General features: G+C 65.9%; 14 protein-coding genes. 5 read left to right on the top strand and 9 right to left on the bottom strand.

Annotated features, from left to right (window positions below; genetic code table 11):
* Window positions 1-17: 17 nt before the first annotated feature.
* Entirely contained in the window at window positions 18-1529 is a 1512-nt protein-coding gene (locus VGT77_RS08105) for a sodium:solute symporter family transporter (protein WP_327461343.1), read from the top strand.
* 149 nt (window positions 1530-1678) lie between these two features.
* Here VGT77_RS08105 and VGT77_RS08100 read toward each other — a convergent pair whose 3' ends face one another.
* From VGT77_RS08100 to VGT77_RS08090, 3 genes are read right to left on the bottom strand one after another with little or no spacing between them, the layout of a single operon-like run.
* Window positions 1679-3136: a porin gene (locus VGT77_RS08100; RefSeq protein WP_327461341.1), complete on the bottom strand. Its 1458-nt coding sequence runs from the start codon at window positions 3134-3136 to the stop codon at window positions 1679-1681.
* Window positions 3136-4137: an inorganic phosphate transporter gene (locus VGT77_RS08095; RefSeq protein WP_327461339.1), complete on the bottom strand. Its 1002-nt coding sequence runs from the start codon at window positions 4135-4137 to the stop codon at window positions 3136-3138. Before VGT77_RS08095 ends, VGT77_RS08100 begins: the two co-directional genes overlap by 1 nt.
* Window positions 4137-5258 (bottom strand): DUF47 family protein, encoded by a 1122-nt coding sequence (locus tag VGT77_RS08090; RefSeq protein WP_327461579.1) that lies wholly within the window; start codon window positions 5256-5258, stop codon window positions 4137-4139. The genes VGT77_RS08095 and VGT77_RS08090 overlap by 1 nt, the downstream gene beginning before the upstream one ends.
* Before the next feature lie 173 nt (window positions 5259-5431).
* Between VGT77_RS08090 and VGT77_RS08085 the strand changes: the two genes are divergently transcribed.
* The 4 genes from VGT77_RS08085 to VGT77_RS08070 all read left to right on the top strand — a co-directional run bounded on the left by VGT77_RS08085 (window position 5432) and on the right by VGT77_RS08070 (window position 10622).
* Window positions 5432-6115: a hypothetical protein gene (locus VGT77_RS08085; RefSeq protein ID WP_327461338.1), complete on the top strand. Its 684-nt coding sequence runs from the start codon at window positions 5432-5434 to the stop codon at window positions 6113-6115.
* Window positions 6116-6293: 178 nt separating this feature from the next.
* Window positions 6294-7016: a response regulator gene (locus VGT77_RS08080; protein ID WP_327461577.1), complete on the top strand. Its 723-nt coding sequence runs from the start codon at window positions 6294-6296 to the stop codon at window positions 7014-7016.
* Window positions 7013-8353, top strand: a complete 1341-nt coding sequence (locus VGT77_RS08075; protein ID WP_327461336.1) for an ATP-binding protein — start codon at window positions 7013-7015, stop codon at window positions 8351-8353. The genes VGT77_RS08080 and VGT77_RS08075 overlap by 4 nt, the downstream gene beginning before the upstream one ends.
* A gap of 115 nt (window positions 8354-8468) precedes the next feature.
* On the top strand, window positions 8469-10622 hold the full coding sequence (locus VGT77_RS08070; RefSeq protein WP_327461334.1) for a penicillin acylase family protein: 2154 nt from the start codon (window positions 8469-8471) through the stop codon (window positions 10620-10622).
* A gap of 94 nt (window positions 10623-10716) precedes the next feature.
* Here VGT77_RS08070 and VGT77_RS08065 read toward each other — a convergent pair whose 3' ends face one another.
* From VGT77_RS08065 to crcB, 6 genes are all read right to left on the bottom strand, one after another.
* Window positions 10717-11394, bottom strand: coding sequence for an ATP12 family chaperone protein (locus VGT77_RS08065; protein ID WP_327461332.1), 678 nt, complete (start codon window positions 11392-11394; stop codon window positions 10717-10719).
* Window positions 11391-11597 carry a hypothetical protein gene (locus tag VGT77_RS08060; protein WP_327461330.1) on the bottom strand — a complete coding sequence of 69 codons (207 nt, stop codon included), beginning with the start codon at window positions 11595-11597 and terminating at the stop codon, window positions 11391-11393. The genes VGT77_RS08065 and VGT77_RS08060 overlap by 4 nt, the downstream gene beginning before the upstream one ends.
* 91 nt (window positions 11598-11688) lie before the next feature.
* Entirely contained in the window at window positions 11689-12360 is a 672-nt protein-coding gene (locus tag VGT77_RS08055; RefSeq protein WP_327461328.1) for an HAD-IA family hydrolase, read from the bottom strand.
* Window positions 12357-12953 (bottom strand): FMN-binding negative transcriptional regulator, encoded by a 597-nt coding sequence (locus VGT77_RS08050; protein WP_327461326.1) that lies wholly within the window; start codon window positions 12951-12953, stop codon window positions 12357-12359. The genes VGT77_RS08055 and VGT77_RS08050 overlap by 4 nt, the downstream gene beginning before the upstream one ends.
* Complete coding sequence (locus VGT77_RS08045) at window positions 12953-14080, bottom strand: RluA family pseudouridine synthase (protein ID WP_327461324.1); 1128 nt, start codon at window positions 14078-14080, stop codon at window positions 12953-12955. The genes VGT77_RS08050 and VGT77_RS08045 overlap by 1 nt, the downstream gene beginning before the upstream one ends.
* A complete protein-coding gene (gene crcB, locus VGT77_RS08040; protein WP_327461322.1) occupies window positions 14035-14385 on the bottom strand; it encodes a fluoride efflux transporter CrcB in 351 nt (116 codons plus the stop codon). The genes VGT77_RS08045 and crcB overlap by 46 nt, the downstream gene beginning before the upstream one ends.
* Between the last annotated feature and the right edge of the window lie 2 nt (window positions 14386-14387).

Below are 14387 nucleotides of genomic sequence, written 5' to 3'. Positions count from 1 at the left end.
TCCCTTGAGGCACTATTGTGCTAATCGTCAATAACCAGCTATCGGAGGTGGCAGTGGAGACCGGCCTTTCGTCGAGCGGACCCGTCCAGGTCGCCATTTTCGTCGCGCTCACCCTTCTGGTCGCGATTGCCACATACCTCAAGCTTGGGCGCCGGCGCAGCTCACCCGACGGTTCGGGCAAGGACGTGTTTCTGGCGGGCGGCGCGCTCACCTGGCCGTTCGTCGCCGGCTCGATCACGCTCACCAACCTGTCGACGGACCAGCTGGTCGGCATGAATGGCAATCAGATGTTGCTGCTCGCCTGGTGGGAGATTGCCGGCTTTGTCGGTCTGATCATCCTCGCCTTCGTGTTCGTGCCAATCTATTATCGTGAGCGCTGCACGACGGTGACCGAGCTGCTGGAAAGGCGCTATGGCGGGCGCAGCATCCGCACGCTTATTTCAGCGCTGTTCCTGCTCGGCAACGTGCTGATCTACCTGCCCGCTGCGCTTTACAGCGGCAGCCTCTTCATGCGGACCCTGTTCGGGACGGACATTCCACTGCTCGCCTTTGCGACGGGCCTCGCAGTGATCAGCGCCGCGTACACGATCTTCGGCGGCCTTAAGGCGGTTGCGATCATGGACACCTATTCAGGCATAGGCGTGCTTGGCCTGGCCTTGCTGATCGTATTCCTGGCGCTCGCCGCCGTCGATTTCGACCTGGTGACAAGCGTACCGATGGAGCGGCTGTCGATGATCGGCGGTCCGGACTCGCCGATCCCCTGGCAGACGCTGCTGACCGGCATGATCTTCATCCAGATCTATTATTGGTCGACCAATCAGAATTTGACGCAAAAGGCGATGGCGGCGCCCAACATCCGCGAGGCGCAGAAGGGTGTAGTCGCGGCCGCCGTGATCCGCATCCTCATCGTGCCGCCGATCGTCGTCGTGCCCGGCGTTGTCGCCTTCAAGCTGTTCGGCGACATCGGAGACGCAGCCTATGGCCGGCTGGTCGGCGAAGTATTGCCCGGCTGGCTGGCTGGCGCGTTCGCCGCGATGGTGGCGGCCGCCGTGATCACGACCTTCAGTGCCGTCTTGAACAGCACGGTCGCACTCTACGCCATCGACTTTCACGAGCAGTTCGTCGGCCAGGTCCGCGACCACTGGCGGCTGAGCGCGACGGTCTCGACGATTGTGACACTGTTAGCGATCCTGCTCGTGCCGCTTTACCAGAACGCAGAGAGCATCATCAATCTGCTGCAGCAGCTGAACGGATTGACCTCTATGCCGATCCTCTCAGCGTTCGTCGTCGCGCTGCTCTTCCGCAACGTCAGGGCGGAGGCGGCGATCGCCGGCGTGCTCTGGGGAATTACCCTTTACGGCACCTACACGTTCGCCTGGCAGCCTGCGGGATTGATCACTCTTCACTACATCCACTTCATGGTAGTGGTGTTAGTGACTTCCATCCTTATGGCTCTCGCCACTAACGCGATTTTCAGGTGGTCCCGCGCACTTCGAGCAAGTTCGGGCCCCTCCTCAGACGTCGATTAAGCAGGATCGAAAAGCGCTGCTGAGGCCCGCCGTGTCGAGGGTCCCCGGCCGATGCGCTCTCCCAGGCGGAAGGCGCCAAGGCAGGCACGACGGCTTATTAGGAGGTGGACAACCTGCGCTGAGCGTGGAGCGGTTGGGCCGCCCCTCGCCTAGAAGTCCCAGGCCGCGCGGATGGCGGCGGTGTCGAAGCCGAAGCTGCGTTTTTCGACCGGGAGGATGCCGTTCGGGTTGACGATCAGCTGCAGCGGCCCGGCGGTCACCTCGCCATGCGCATACTGGAAAGTGAAGCGGACATAGTCGTTCGGCTGCCAGACCAGGGCGGCCAGATAGCCTTCCTGCTCGCCCCCATCGACCGTGTTTTCTGGCCCTGCCCCGCCGCGCCTGTCGCTCAGGTCCAGGTGATCATAGCGGAGGTTCAGCGACACCGCGCCGATGCCGCCCTTGCCGAGCGGCCTTAGCGGGCGAGTTCGCGCCCAAAGCCCGTTCTGATAGGCGCGCGTTTCCCCTGTGAAGAAATAGCCGGCTTCGGCGACCATGCCAAAAAAGGTCGGGTCGAAGCTGGTGCGGCGGCCGAGCGCCGTTTCGTTCGGCTCCAGCAGCTGGCCCGGCCGGATCGTGTTGGCGGTCAGCCACTGGCCTTCGGTGATGAAATGAAAGGGTCCACGGATCGCAATGAACTCATAGCCGAGGATGCGGTCGCTGGTGAGCGCCAGGTTGCCAGTGTTGACGAAGCGGGCGTCGGTCGTCGCGACGAACGGCCGCGCGCGATAGGCGAAGCCCAGCTGCGAGCCCGGATAGGTGCGATAGGAGGCATTGGCGCCGAGATGGAGCTGCGTTTCCCCGATCTTGGGCGCCCAGAATGCTCTGCCCGCGAGGGTGAAGCGGTCGCTGCTGCGGTCGGCACCAAAGGCATCGCCGAACACGCCGGCGGAGACGCGCAGCTCATTGTCGGGCGAGATGTAGGTCGCGAAGGCGCCGACACGGCGCACATTGGCGAAGGCCTCGTTATACTCGCCGCGCTCGATCGTGCTGGTGTAGCGGGAGCTCGAAATCTGTTCGAAGCCGTTGAATGGCTCGGTGTGGCCGAGGCCGATCTCGAACGGCGCTGTTTTCGAGGCGCGGTAGGTCAGCATCACATCGGCGGCGCGTGCAACGCCGTCGGCGAAATCCACTTCGGCCTTATAGGCAAATCCGCCCGGCGTATCGCCCTCCACGCCCAGCCGGATGCGGCGGAAGCGGGTTCGGAGCCCCAGGTCGGGCGAGACAAGGATGTTCTCCGGCTTGCTGACATAGCCCAGATCGAGATTGACGCGGCCGCGCAGCTTGAAGCGCCAGCCGTCGCTGGTGGTGAATTCGGGCGACCCCTTGAAGGCGACGGCAACTGGCGGCGGCGAGGCAGGCTTAGGTGCCGCAGGAGCGGTAGCGGCGACGGGAGGCGGGGACGCCATCGCCGGCGTTTCCGCCTTGGCCTCGAGCGCCGTCAGCCGGGCGGTCAGCGCGTCGATCTGTGCCTGCTGCTTCGCGATGATCGCGCGCAGCTCGTCACTGGTCTGCGCCGCCGCGGGCGCCGCAACAGAGGTCAGGGCGAGGAACAGGCAGCGTTTCATCAGAACAACGTTGTAAGAGCATAAAAGAGAGCAGCGACAGCAGCCGAGGCGGGGATGGTGATCAGCCATGCGACCACGATCCGCCCTGCCACCCCCCAGCGGACGGCAGAAGCGCGGCGCGCCGCCCCCACGCCGACCACGCAACCGGTGATGGTGTGCGTGGTGGAAACTGGAATGCCGAGGCCGGTCGCCACGAACAGCATGATCGACCCGCCCGCAGAGGCGCTGAAGCCCTGATGGTGCGACAGCTTGGTGATGCGCGTGCCCATCGTCTCGATGATCTTCCATCCACCCGAAAGCGTGCCGAGCGCGATGGCGATATAGCAGCTCAGCACCACCCAACCCGGCACGTGGAATTCGCCGCCGAGCATCCCCTGGGAATAGAGCAGCACGGTGATGATGCCCATCGTCTTCTGCGCGTCATTGGCGCCATGGCCGAGCGAATAGGCGGCGGACGACAGCAGGTGCAGCTTCTTGAACACCCCCTCGGCCCGTTGCGCTGTGGCGCGGAAGAACAGCCACGACGTCGCCAGCATGATCAGCATCGAGACGATCAGCCCCACTGTGGGCGACAAAACGATCGCCGACGCGGTCTTGAGGACGCCCGACCAGACAATGCCCTCCATGCCCGCCTTGGTCACGCCCGCGCCGATCAGCCCGCCGATCAGGGCGTGGCTGGACGAGGATGGGATGCCCTTCACCCAGGTCAGCACGTTCCAGAACATCGCACCGATCAGCGCGCCGAAAATCACCTGCGGATCGACAATATCCTTGTCGATGATGCCCTTCCCGATTGTCTCGGCAACCTTGAGCCCGAACACCCAATAAGCCGCGAAATTGAAGAAAGCGGCGAACAGAACCGCATGGACCGGTGACAGCAGCCGCGTCGATACGACCGTGGCGATCGAGTTAGCGGCGTCGTGCAGGCCGTTCAGAAAGTCGAAGGCGAGCGCAAGCGCGATCAGCCCGACCAGCAGAGGAAAGGCGAGCGTGGCGGTCATCAGGCGTGGTCGATCACCAGCCCGTCAATCTCGTTCGCGACATCCTCGAAGCGATCGACCACCCGTTCCAAGTGGCTGTAGATCTCGCGATTGACGACGAAGGCGAGCGGGTTCTGCTCGCCTTTTTCCCGAAACAGCTTCTTCAGGCCCGTGGCGTGGATGTCATCCGCCTGTCCCTCCAGCTTGACCAGCCGCTCGGTCAATTGATGCAGACGGGCGGCGTTGGGCTTTATCTCACGCAGAAGCGGCAGCGCCTCGGCCGTGACGCGCGCGCAATCGACGATGATTGCCGCCATGTCGCGCATCTCATTATCGAACACCTTCACTTCGTAGAGGCTGACCGCGCCAGCCGTTTGCTGCATCTGGTCGATGGCATCGTCCATCGATCCGATCAGGCCGATAATGGCGCTGCGATCGAATGGCGTCAGGAACGTGCGGCGCACGCTCTGCAGCACCTCGCGGATGATCTCGTCCGCTTCATGCTCGCGCTCCTCGATCTCACGAATATGGTCGGCCATGCCGTCGCCGCCCTGGAGCAGCCGCACCAGGGCATCGCTTCCGGCCAGTAAGGTGGCGGCATGCGCCTCGAAAAGGCCGAAGAAGTTGCCCTGCTTCGGCATCAGCGCGTGGAACCAGTGAAACATGCCTTGCCTCGTCTTCTGGCCGATCACCGTCGGCGCGAGCGGAAATGTACGGGGAGGTGCCACCTCCGATGCGCGGAAGGAGCAGATGATGTCCTTCAGCTCCGGCTCTTGTACCGCGTCGGCCGCTTCCCGTAGCGAGAACCAGCGCCGCTCCCGCTCGTCATCCTCGTCCCACTCGTCGAGCTCTTCGGTGACGGCGATCGGGAAGACCTCCACCTCGACCATCACGGAGGCGCCGCTGCTCTTCCGCTTGCGATAGCGATAGCGGCCGATGGACGCGGGACAGGCGCCGCCGCGTACGCCCGCTTCTTCCAATGCCTCATGCGCGGCCGAGTCATGCGCGCTCAGGCCCGCGACCAGATTGCCCTTGGGCAGCACCCAGCGCCTGGACTGCCGCGACGTGACGAGGAGAACAGACACGGCAGCGTCAACGGCAGGACCGGCGGTGCGGTAGGGCAGGGCAGCGATCTGGCGGATTGCAACGTCCAAGCAACAGAGGTTCAAGGGCCGGCGCGAAAGCCGTCGAGCGCCCCCTGTAACAAAACAGAAACAATCACTACAAGCTGCGTTGCCCGTTCATCCCCAGCCGCAATCAAATCTTAGCGAAGAGGCTGTTATTCACCCGTGAAGATCGGGAGGAGTGTGGCGCGATGAGCATGATGGAGGTGGGGGCGGAACGCGGACGGTTCGCCGTACCTGCAGGCGTGCGCGACACCACCGAGTTCTTCGACACGCTTTACTGCCTGACGCCGCAGGACCTGGAGCGGCTGCCAGATGGGGATGAAGCAGCGCTGACAGCGGCCGCTGTGCTGCTCGCTACGGCGCAGGAGTTCGTGGTCGACGGCCTCGCCGATCTGTTTCCCTTCTGGCGCCAGCCGGTCTCCGACCGCGTCGCCTTGGCCGTGCTCGCTTTCACTGCCATTCGGATCGAGCGCGCCTCTGCGCGCGAGTTGCCGGGCCGTGCGCGGTTCGACGCGATCAATGGCGGGCTGGAGATCATCTGCGGCTTTGCGGCGCAGGTTGCCGAAACCGACCTCCGCCCCGAGCTCGCCTATCTGACTCACAGCTTCGACGCTGCGCGCCGCAGCGGTCTGCCCGACGAACCCGCCCGCTTGCTGCGGAGCGCGCTGATGGAGCTGCTCGTCGACCCGGCGCACCTGCCGGCTCACGGTATGCGCGTCGCTCTCCTCGTCCGCACCGCGGTCGAGTGGCTGCAGCAAGATCTGGCGCCTGCCGCCGCGCATCGGCTGGCGGCGTGCTGGCCCGGCACCGCGACAGATTGCGACAATATCGTGCGGCGGCTGACAAAGGCAGGCGACGCTTCGGTCCGATAGGCGGTCGGGCGAAGGAGCGTTCCGGCCCCGTTGCGGCCCGGATGCTCCTCCGGCGCACCGCGTCTTCACCCCCTGTGGCGCGGCCGCCGGAAAGAGCGGGCGGAGCTTGTGCTTCGCCCGCTTTCGCATGTCTGCTCGTGCGGTTAGGAGCGACACAAGGTGCAAGCGGAGCATGAATTTGGACGATAAGCCGCACATCCTGCTGGTCGACGACGAACGCTCGATCCGCGAACCGCTCGCCACCTATCTCGGCCGCAACGGCTTTCGCATCACCCAGGCCGCAGACGCTGCCCAGGCACGCGAGCGGCTGCACGGCTATGCCATCGACCTCGTCATCCTGGACGTGATGATGCCCGGCGAGGACGGGCTGAGCCTGTGCCGCCATATCCGCGAGACGTCCGATCTGCCGGTCATCCTGCTGACCGCCATGGCCGAGGAGACGGACCGGATCGTCGGGCTGGAAATGGGCGCTGACGACTATGTCGTGAAGCCCTTTTCTCCGCGCGAACTGGTCGCGCGCATCAAGGTCGTGCTGCGGCGCATGGGCCGTGGCGGCGGCGTCAAGCAGCGAGCGCCGGAGACCGGCAGCTATGCCTTTTCCGGCTGGGTGCTGAAGGCTGGCGAACGCGGCCTGGTCGATCCGGATGGCGTTTCGGTGCCGCTATCCACCGGCGAGTTCAACCTGATGCTGGCATTCGCGACCCACCCGCACCAGGTGCTCAGCCGCGACCAGCTGCTCGACCTCGCCTATGGGCGGGAGGCGCATGCGTTCGATCGCGCGATCGACAACCACATCAGCCGCCTGCGCCGCAAGATCGAAGCGGACCCGAAAAACCCAGCGCTGATTAAGACCGTCTGGGGTGGCGGCTATACCCTAGCCGCGGACGTGACCCGCCTTTGAAGCGGCTTTGGCCCAAAAGCCTTGGCGCCCAGCTTGCCCTGCTGGTCGCACTTGCACTTGGGGTCGCGCAGGCGGTCAATTTCGCGCTGCTGCTGCAGGCCACGGAGCGCCAGAATCATGTGCAGACAGCGACGCTGGCGATCGCCCGATTGGCCGAGGCCGTGCAGCGCACCCGCACCGGCCAGACCACGCCGGCGATGATGCGTGGATCGCTGTCGACCGCTCAAAGCCCGGTCAACGGCACGATGAAGCTGAAGCCCGAAGTCGTCGCCCAGGCGCGCGAAATGCTTGGCCAGGTCGGCATCGTGGTCGGCGAGATCAGGGCGGCACAGGTGCCCGCCCGCGAGTTCCAGGTGCAGGTCGATGGCCAAGGCCGGATGCTGCGGCGCGCGGCGGTGCTGGAGCGCCGCGTCATTGTCGTGTCGGCGGAGATCGCCAGGAACCGCTGGATCACCACCGCCGCGCCGCTGCCGCCGCTCAATCGGGGCGTGTTCGGCTGGCTGATCTTCCAGACCTTTGTGCTTTACGGTTTCGTGCTGCTGACGGTGCTGTGGGTCGGCGGACGGCTGGCGCGGCCGCTGGCGGAGTTGCGCCAGGCCGCCGAGCGGTTCGACCGCCGCACCGCGCCCGAGCCCATCGCCGAACAGGGGCCTGCCGATATCCGCCGGCTGATCGCGGCCTTCAACGAAATGCGCACTCGCATCACGGGCATGCTCGACGAGAAGGACCGGATGCTCGGCGCGATCGGCCATGATCTGCGCACGCCGCTCGCCTCGCTTCGCGTGCGCACCGAGCTGGTCGAGGACGAGGCCGAGCGGGCGCGGATGGCCGCGACGATCGACGACATGAACCGCACGCTCGACGACATCCTCTCGCTCGCCAGGCTCGGCCGCCCGAGCGAGCCGGAACAGCGGGTGGACCTGCCGGCGCTGGTCGATAGCGTGGTCGAAGAGTTCGAGGATCTGGCCGCCGATGTGACGGTCGAGGAAGCGGACCGTTTGGCCGTGCCGATGCGCCCGAACCTGATCAAGCGCGCGCTCCGCAATTTGATCGAGAATGCGCTCAAATATGGCGTGCGCGCCCGGCTGACGGTGCGGCCGGATGGGGCGGACGCGCTGGTGCAGGTCGATGACGACGGCCCCGGCATTCCGCCCGAAGAGATTGAGCGCATGTTCCAGGCCTTTACCCGGCTCGAGGCCTCGCGCAGCCGCGACACGGGCGGCTCCGGCCTGGGCCTCGCCCTCGCCCGCGCCATCGTCGACGCGCATGGCGGCACGCTCACACTTGCGAACCGCGAGGGAGGCGGGCTTCGCGCCGAAATGCGCCTGCCGCTTTGATCGCCGTTCGTTTCGAACGAAGTCGAGAAACGCGTCTGGGGCGAAATGTCGCTTCTCGACTGCGCTCGAAGCGAACGGAGTTTAGTTTCCTATCGTAATCACCTAGCCTCGACCGATGCTCGCCTTCGCTATCCTCCTCGCCGCCGCCGCTCCCGCTCCAAATGCCGACCTTCCCCGCTGGCACGCGCAGGCGGCGCGGGTCACGATCACGCGTGACAGTTGGGGCATCGCCCATGTGCGCGGGCGGAGCGATGCGGATGCGGTGTTCGGCGCGATCTACGCCCAGGCCGAGGACGACTTCCCCCGCATCGAACGCAACTATCTGACCGCGCTCGGCCGCCAGGCTGAGGCTGATGGCGAAGGCGCGATCTGGGACGATCTCCGCCACCGCCTCTATCTCGACGAGGCCGAGCTTCGCGCCGCCTACGCCCGCAGCCCCGCACCGATGCAGCGGCTGATGCAGGCCTGGGCCGACGGCCTCAATCACTTCCTTGCCACCCACCCGGAAGTGAAGCCTAACGTGCTCACTCGCTTCGAGCCATGGATGGCGCTGTCCTTCACTGAAGGCAGCATCGGCGGCGACATCGAGCGGATCGATCTCGACCAGCTCCGCCGCTTCTATGGCGAGGAGTCGCCCGCCATCGTCGCGGCGGATCCGGTGCCGCTCAAGGAGCCGCTCGGCTCTAACGGCTTCGCGATCGGGCCGGCGAAGAGCGCGACCGGAAATGCCCTGCTGCTGATCAATCCGCACACCAGCTTCTATTTCCGTTCCGAGCTGCAGATGACCAGCGAAGAAGGGCTGAATGCCTATGGCGCCTCCACCTGGGGCCAGTTCTTCATCTATCAGGGCTTCAACCAGAATATCGGCTGGATGCACACGTCGAGCGTCGGCGCCGACAATGTCGACGAGTTCGCGGAGACGATCGTGCGCGGGCCTAAGGGGCTCGGCTACCGCCATGGCGGGACGCTGCGGCCGGTCGAACAGCGCATCATCCGCATCCGTTTCCGCCAGCCGGACGGGAGCCTCGGTACGCGCGAGTTCACCACCTTCCGCACGCATCACGGCCCGATCGTGCGGGCGGAGGGGGACAAGTGGATCGCCACCGCCTTGATGAACCGCCCCGTCGAGGCGCTGCAGCAGAGCTGGCTGCGCACCAAGGCCAGCGACCTCGCCTCATTTCAGCAAGTTGCCTCGACCTACCGCGCCAACTCGTCCAACAATACGGTCTTCGCCAGCCGCAAGGGCGAGATCGCCTTCCTGTTTCCGCAGTTCATGCCGCGCCGCAATCCGGCGCTGGATTACACCAAGGCCGTCGACGGCAGCGATCCGTCGGGGGACTGGAACGGACTGCTGCCCGTCGATCAGCTGCCCGCAGCGATCAATCCCCGCACCGGCTGGGTGCAGAACACGAACAACTGGCCCTGGTCCGCGGCCGGGGTGAACAGCATCCGCGCCGAGGCCTTCCCGCGCTATATCGAGACCGGCGAGGAGAATCCCCGGGGCGAACATGCGCTGATGCTGCTGCAACAGCCGCGGCGCTTCACGCGCGACAGCCTGCTGGAGGCGGCGTTCAGCCCCTATCTGCCCGCCTTTGCCGAGACCATTCCGCCGCTGCTCGCCGCGTATGAGGCACTGCCGTCTTCCGACCCGCTCAAGGAAAAGCTGCGGGAGCCGATCGCTCTGCTTCGCGCCTGGGATTACAGATGGGGAACGGGCTCGGAAGCGACCAGCCTCGCCGTCTTCTGGGGCAATGAGATGAGCCGGGGCCTACCCGCCGACGCACGCACGGCGGGCAAGGCGACCGACTGGTATGCGGCCGCTCCTGCGCCTTACAAGTTGAACGCGCTTTCGGCGGCGGTCGACCGGCTGCAGCGCCAATTCGGCCGCTGGCGCATGACCTGGGGCGAGATCAACCGCTTTCAGCGCATCACCAGCGACATCAAGCCGCGCTTCGACGACACTCAGCCGAGCATTCCGGTCGGCTTCGTCTCCGGCAACTATGGTTCGCTCGCCGCCTATGGCTCGCAGCCCTATCCGAACACCAAGCGCTGGTACGGCAATTACGGCAACAGCTTCGTCGCGGTGGTCGAGTTCGGCCCGCGTGTGAGCGCCCGCGCCGTGACCGCCGGCGGCGTCAGCGGCGATCCGCAGTCGCCGCATTTCGCCGATCAGGCCGAGCGCTATGCGAGCGGAGATTTTCGCGAGGTCTATTTCTACCCGGACCAGCTGAAGGGTCACACCAAGCGGGTGTACCGCCCGGGCGAGTGACCCCCTCTGCCGTCATCCCCGCGAAAGCGGGGATCCAGCGGCTGAATACTGAGCGCGTTCCCTTCTGGGTTCCCGCTTTCGCGGGAATGACGAACTAGAGGAGGTACAGGAACCGCACCGCCGCGTCCCAGTCGCGCCGGCGTGCCTCGCGCGCTTCGAGTGCGAGTGCGTCCTCGCCCCACAGTTCCTCCTGCCACAGCTCGTCGAGATTAACGGCGGACCAGAGCTGTTCCGGCTCGAACGCCCTTTCCAGCAAGGCCAAGCCGACCACCAACGAGCCGCCGATGGTGACGATCGGCGACAGGGCGGCGAGTTCGAAATCGGTGCGCGCAAACGTTGCTTCGCGCAACCGCGCGACGGTGGCTTCGGGCTGCGGCTGGTGCATGATGCCGCGGACGACATCGACATGCACATCGTAGCGCGTGCGCACCCAGTCGAGCAGCGGGTCCCACTCGCGCGCCTGCCGCGCGATCAGCTCGTCGGGACTGGTCGCCCGATAGGCAAGCAGATCGGTCTCGCCATAGCGGGCGAGATTCTCAGCGAACGCCTGATGATCGGCGGCCACGATGTCGATTGCCGCATTGGCGAGGCCAGTCAGCGGCAGCGCCTGCGGATCGAGCTCCTCGCCCACGCCGTTCCATTCCGACGCCATAGCCTCGGCCAAGGCCGCGCTGGGGACCTCCAGAAGATTGCGCTTCGGCGTGCGGACCGGCCGGCCGTCGAGGAGCACCTGCCTGCCATCGGCCCGCGCCTCTTTCCAGAAGCGCTTCATTCCGGGCTCCGCCAGCGCCGGGCAAGCAGGCGCGGCGCGATCGCGAAGCCGAATGCGCCGATCAGCACTCCGACCATCCCTGCCTCGGGCGGCCAGCCTTCCCATCGCCCTGAGGCGACGACCAGGCTCAGCAGCATCAGCACAGCGCCGCCCAGCCGAACTGCCGAGATAATGAAAAAGCGATTGCGGGCTGGGTCGGTCATTCAGATGGGCATCCAAAACTCGGTTCGGCCTGAGCCTGTCGAAGGCCTCCCTTCTTTCGTCGATGTAGAAACAGGGAGGGCTTCGACAAGCTCAGCCCGAACCGGGTGGGAGAGCGTGGAGATAGTCGACGAGAGCCGACGCCGTGCCAACCACCTCAGCCGCCCCCGCCGCGCGCAGTTCTTCCGGCGCGTGATAGCCCCAGCCGACGCCGAGCGCATGGGCGCCGCCGGAGACAGCCATCATCATGTCGAAGCTGGTGTCGCCGATCATGACCGTGGTTTCGGGCGACCCGCCGGCTTCGGCGATGGCGGCGTGGAGCATGGCCGGGTGCGGCTTCGACGGGTGGCGGTCGGCGGTCTGGAGCGTCACGAAGCGCATGTGGATGCCGTGATGCTCCAGACAGAAGCGCAGGCCGCGGTCCGACTTGCCGGTGGCGACGCCGAGCAGCCAACCCTGCGCCTCCAAGGCGTCCAGCGCGTCGGCCAGCCCATCGAACAGCGGCTCCCCGACCAATCCCTGTTCGCGGTGGCGGAAGAATGCCTGTTTGTAGCTCTGCGTGAGGGAGTCGTGCAGCGCTGCCTCTCCTTCCGGGAGGAGCGTGCGCATCGCCTCAGGCAGGCTCAAGCCGACGATGCGCCGCGTCGCCGCTCGGTCCGGCGGCGTCAGGTCATGTTCCTCGAAGCAAGCCGTCATGGCCCGGCAGATCGACGCCTGACTGTCTACGAGCGTGCCGTCGCAATCGAACAGAGCGAGGCGGTTCATAGCGACTGCATGGCCTCGGCCAGGCGGTGATTGCCGCTCGCCCAAAGGCCCGCGATCACGCCCGCAATGTCCTCAGCCGGCTTGTTCTGGCTCAGCTTGCGCGTGACCCGCACCGCCGACACCTCGACCTCGAATCCGCGGATCGCCTTGCGCATCGCATCGAACTTCGCCGGATCCATCTTGCCGCGCGTCCAGGGCACGGGGCTGAGGCCCGGCTCGTGCAGCTCCGCCAGCCTATCGAGTTGTTTGATCAGCGCCTCGTCCGGCATCAGCCGAGCGATGCCGTCCAACTCGACGGCCAGATAGTTCCAGGTCGGCACCTGGTCGCCCGGCGGATCATACCAGTTGGGCGTGACATAGCCGTGCGGCCCCGTCAGACTCAGCAGCACCGTCGCGCCGTCCAGATGCGCCGTCATGCGATTGCCGCGCGCCAGGTGGAAGCGGAAGGCCCGCTCGCCGTCCCGTACGATTGGCGCATGCGCTACCATCGGCCCGGCCTGGGTGCTCGCAAAGATGTGCGCGAAGGCGATCCGTTCGGCCAACGCCATGGCCTGCTCGTCATCCAGGTCGTGAAAGGCCCGGTTGGCATGCATCAGCTGCGGCCTCGCCCGCGCCGTTCGCCCTTGCGCTCCTTGCGGCGGGCCTTGGCGGCGGCGCTTTCCGCGCGCTTCTTGCCTTCGGGCGTTTCGCTGAACTTCACTTCGTCGAGCGGCAGGTCGCCTGCCTCGAGCTCGAAACCGAGCAAGTCGAGGCTCTCGGCGAAATGCGCGGGAAGGTCCGCCTTTACGTCGACGCGGCCGCCATCGGGATGGTCGATGCGGATGCGGCGGGCGTGGAGGTGCATCTTGCGGCTGATGCCCCCGGTCAGGAATGCCTCCTGCCCGCCATATTTGCCGTCGCCGACGATCGGGTGGCCGATCGCCGCCATGTGCACGCGCAGCTGGTGGGTGCGGCCGGTAAAGGGCTGAAGCTCAACCCAAGCGGCGCGATTGCCGGCGCGCTCGATCACACGGTAGCGGGTCTTGGCAGGACTGCCCTCCTTCTCATCAACATGCATCTTCTCGCCGCCGGTCCCCGGCTGCTTGGCGATCGGCAGCTCTATGAATCCGTCCTCGATCGAAGGCACGCCGGTGATCAGCGCCCAATAAACCTTGCGCGCCGTGCGGCTGGAGAAGCTCTTGCCGAAAAAGGCGGCGGCGCGGCTGGTGCGGGCGAGCAGCAGCGCGCCCGACGTGTCCTTGTCGAGCCGGTGGACCAGCTTCGGCCGCCCCTCCGCCTCGAACTGCAGCGCGTCGAGCAGGCCGTCGACATGCTCGTGCGTCTTGGTGCCGCCCTGGGTGGCGAGGCCCGGCGGCTTGTTGATGACGAGCGCCTGCGCATCCTTGTGAATCAGCAGTTCCTTGGCGAAGGCGATCTGGTCGTCGCTCATCACCGGCCTCTGGCGCTGCGGCTTGGCCTTTTCGGGAGCGGGCGGTTCGGCGGGCGGCACCCGGATCAGCTGACCGACCGCGATGCGATCGCCTGGCGTTGCCCGCTTGCCGTCGAGACGCAACTGACCCGTCCGGGCCCATTTGGACACCTGAGTGAAGCTGATCTCCGGCAGATGCCGCTTGAACCAGCGGTCGAGCCGGATGTCGTCGTCGTCCGCGCCGACCTTGAAAGTGCGCACTTCGCTCATGCCGGACGCCCAATCAGCAGGCCGCCGTGCAGTGCCAGGCATGCGCCGAGAATTGAAGCGAGCACATAGGCGGTGGCCGGCAGGATCGCGCCGCGCTGGATCAACGTCACCGTCTCTAGGCTGAAAGCGGAGAAGGTGGTGAAGCCGCCCAACAAGCCCACGCCCAGAAGCAGCCGGACGTTCTCCGATGTTCGCCGCGCTACAAGCATGCCCATCAGCAATCCGCCCAATATGTTCACCGCCAGCGTCCCCCAGGGAAGGACGGAACCGCGGCCGATCATCCCGCCCAGATGATAACGAGCCGTCGCGCCCACTGCGCCGCCGGCCATAACGAGGAGCGTGTTCATGG

This window comes from Sphingomonas sp. (assembly GCF_035944535.1).
Classification (GTDB): Bacteria; Pseudomonadota; Alphaproteobacteria; order Sphingomonadales; family Sphingomonadaceae; genus Sphingomonas_B.
Note: the sequence above shows the minus strand (reverse complement) of the source record. Positions and strands in the feature narration are given on the sequence as shown.

Excerpts from the sequence above, each read along its gene's own strand:
- VGT77_RS08100 (WP_327461341.1), bottom strand. The coding sequence starts at position 3,136 with ATGAAACGCTGCCTGTTCCTCGCCCTGACCTCTGTTGCGGCGCCCGCG.
- VGT77_RS08095 (WP_327461339.1), bottom strand. The coding sequence starts at position 4,137 with ATGACCGCCACGCTCGCCTTTCCTCTGCTGGTCGGGCTGATCGCGCTT.
- VGT77_RS08085 (WP_327461338.1), top strand. The coding sequence starts at position 5,432 with ATGAGCATGATGGAGGTGGGGGCGGAACGCGGACGGTTCGCCGTACCT.
- VGT77_RS08070 (WP_327461334.1), top strand. The coding sequence starts at position 8,469 with ATGCTCGCCTTCGCTATCCTCCTCGCCGCCGCCGCTCCCGCTCCAAAT.
- VGT77_RS08065 (WP_327461332.1), bottom strand. The coding sequence starts at position 11,394 with ATGAAGCGCTTCTGGAAAGAGGCGCGGGCCGATGGCAGGCAGGTGCTC.
- VGT77_RS08060 (WP_327461330.1), bottom strand. The coding sequence starts at position 11,597 with ATGACCGACCCAGCCCGCAATCGCTTTTTCATTATCTCGGCAGTTCGG.
- VGT77_RS08055 (WP_327461328.1), bottom strand. The coding sequence starts at position 12,360 with ATGAACCGCCTCGCTCTGTTCGATTGCGACGGCACGCTCGTAGACAGT.
- VGT77_RS08050 (WP_327461326.1), bottom strand. The coding sequence starts at position 12,953 with ATGCATGCCAACCGGGCCTTTCACGACCTGGATGACGAGCAGGCCATG.
- VGT77_RS08045 (WP_327461324.1), bottom strand. The coding sequence starts at position 14,080 with ATGCCTGGCACTGCACGGCGGCCTGCTGATTGGGCGTCCGGCATGAGC.
- crcB (WP_327461322.1), bottom strand. The coding sequence starts at position 14,385 with ATGAACACGCTCCTCGTTATGGCCGGCGGCGCAGTGGGCGCGACGGCT.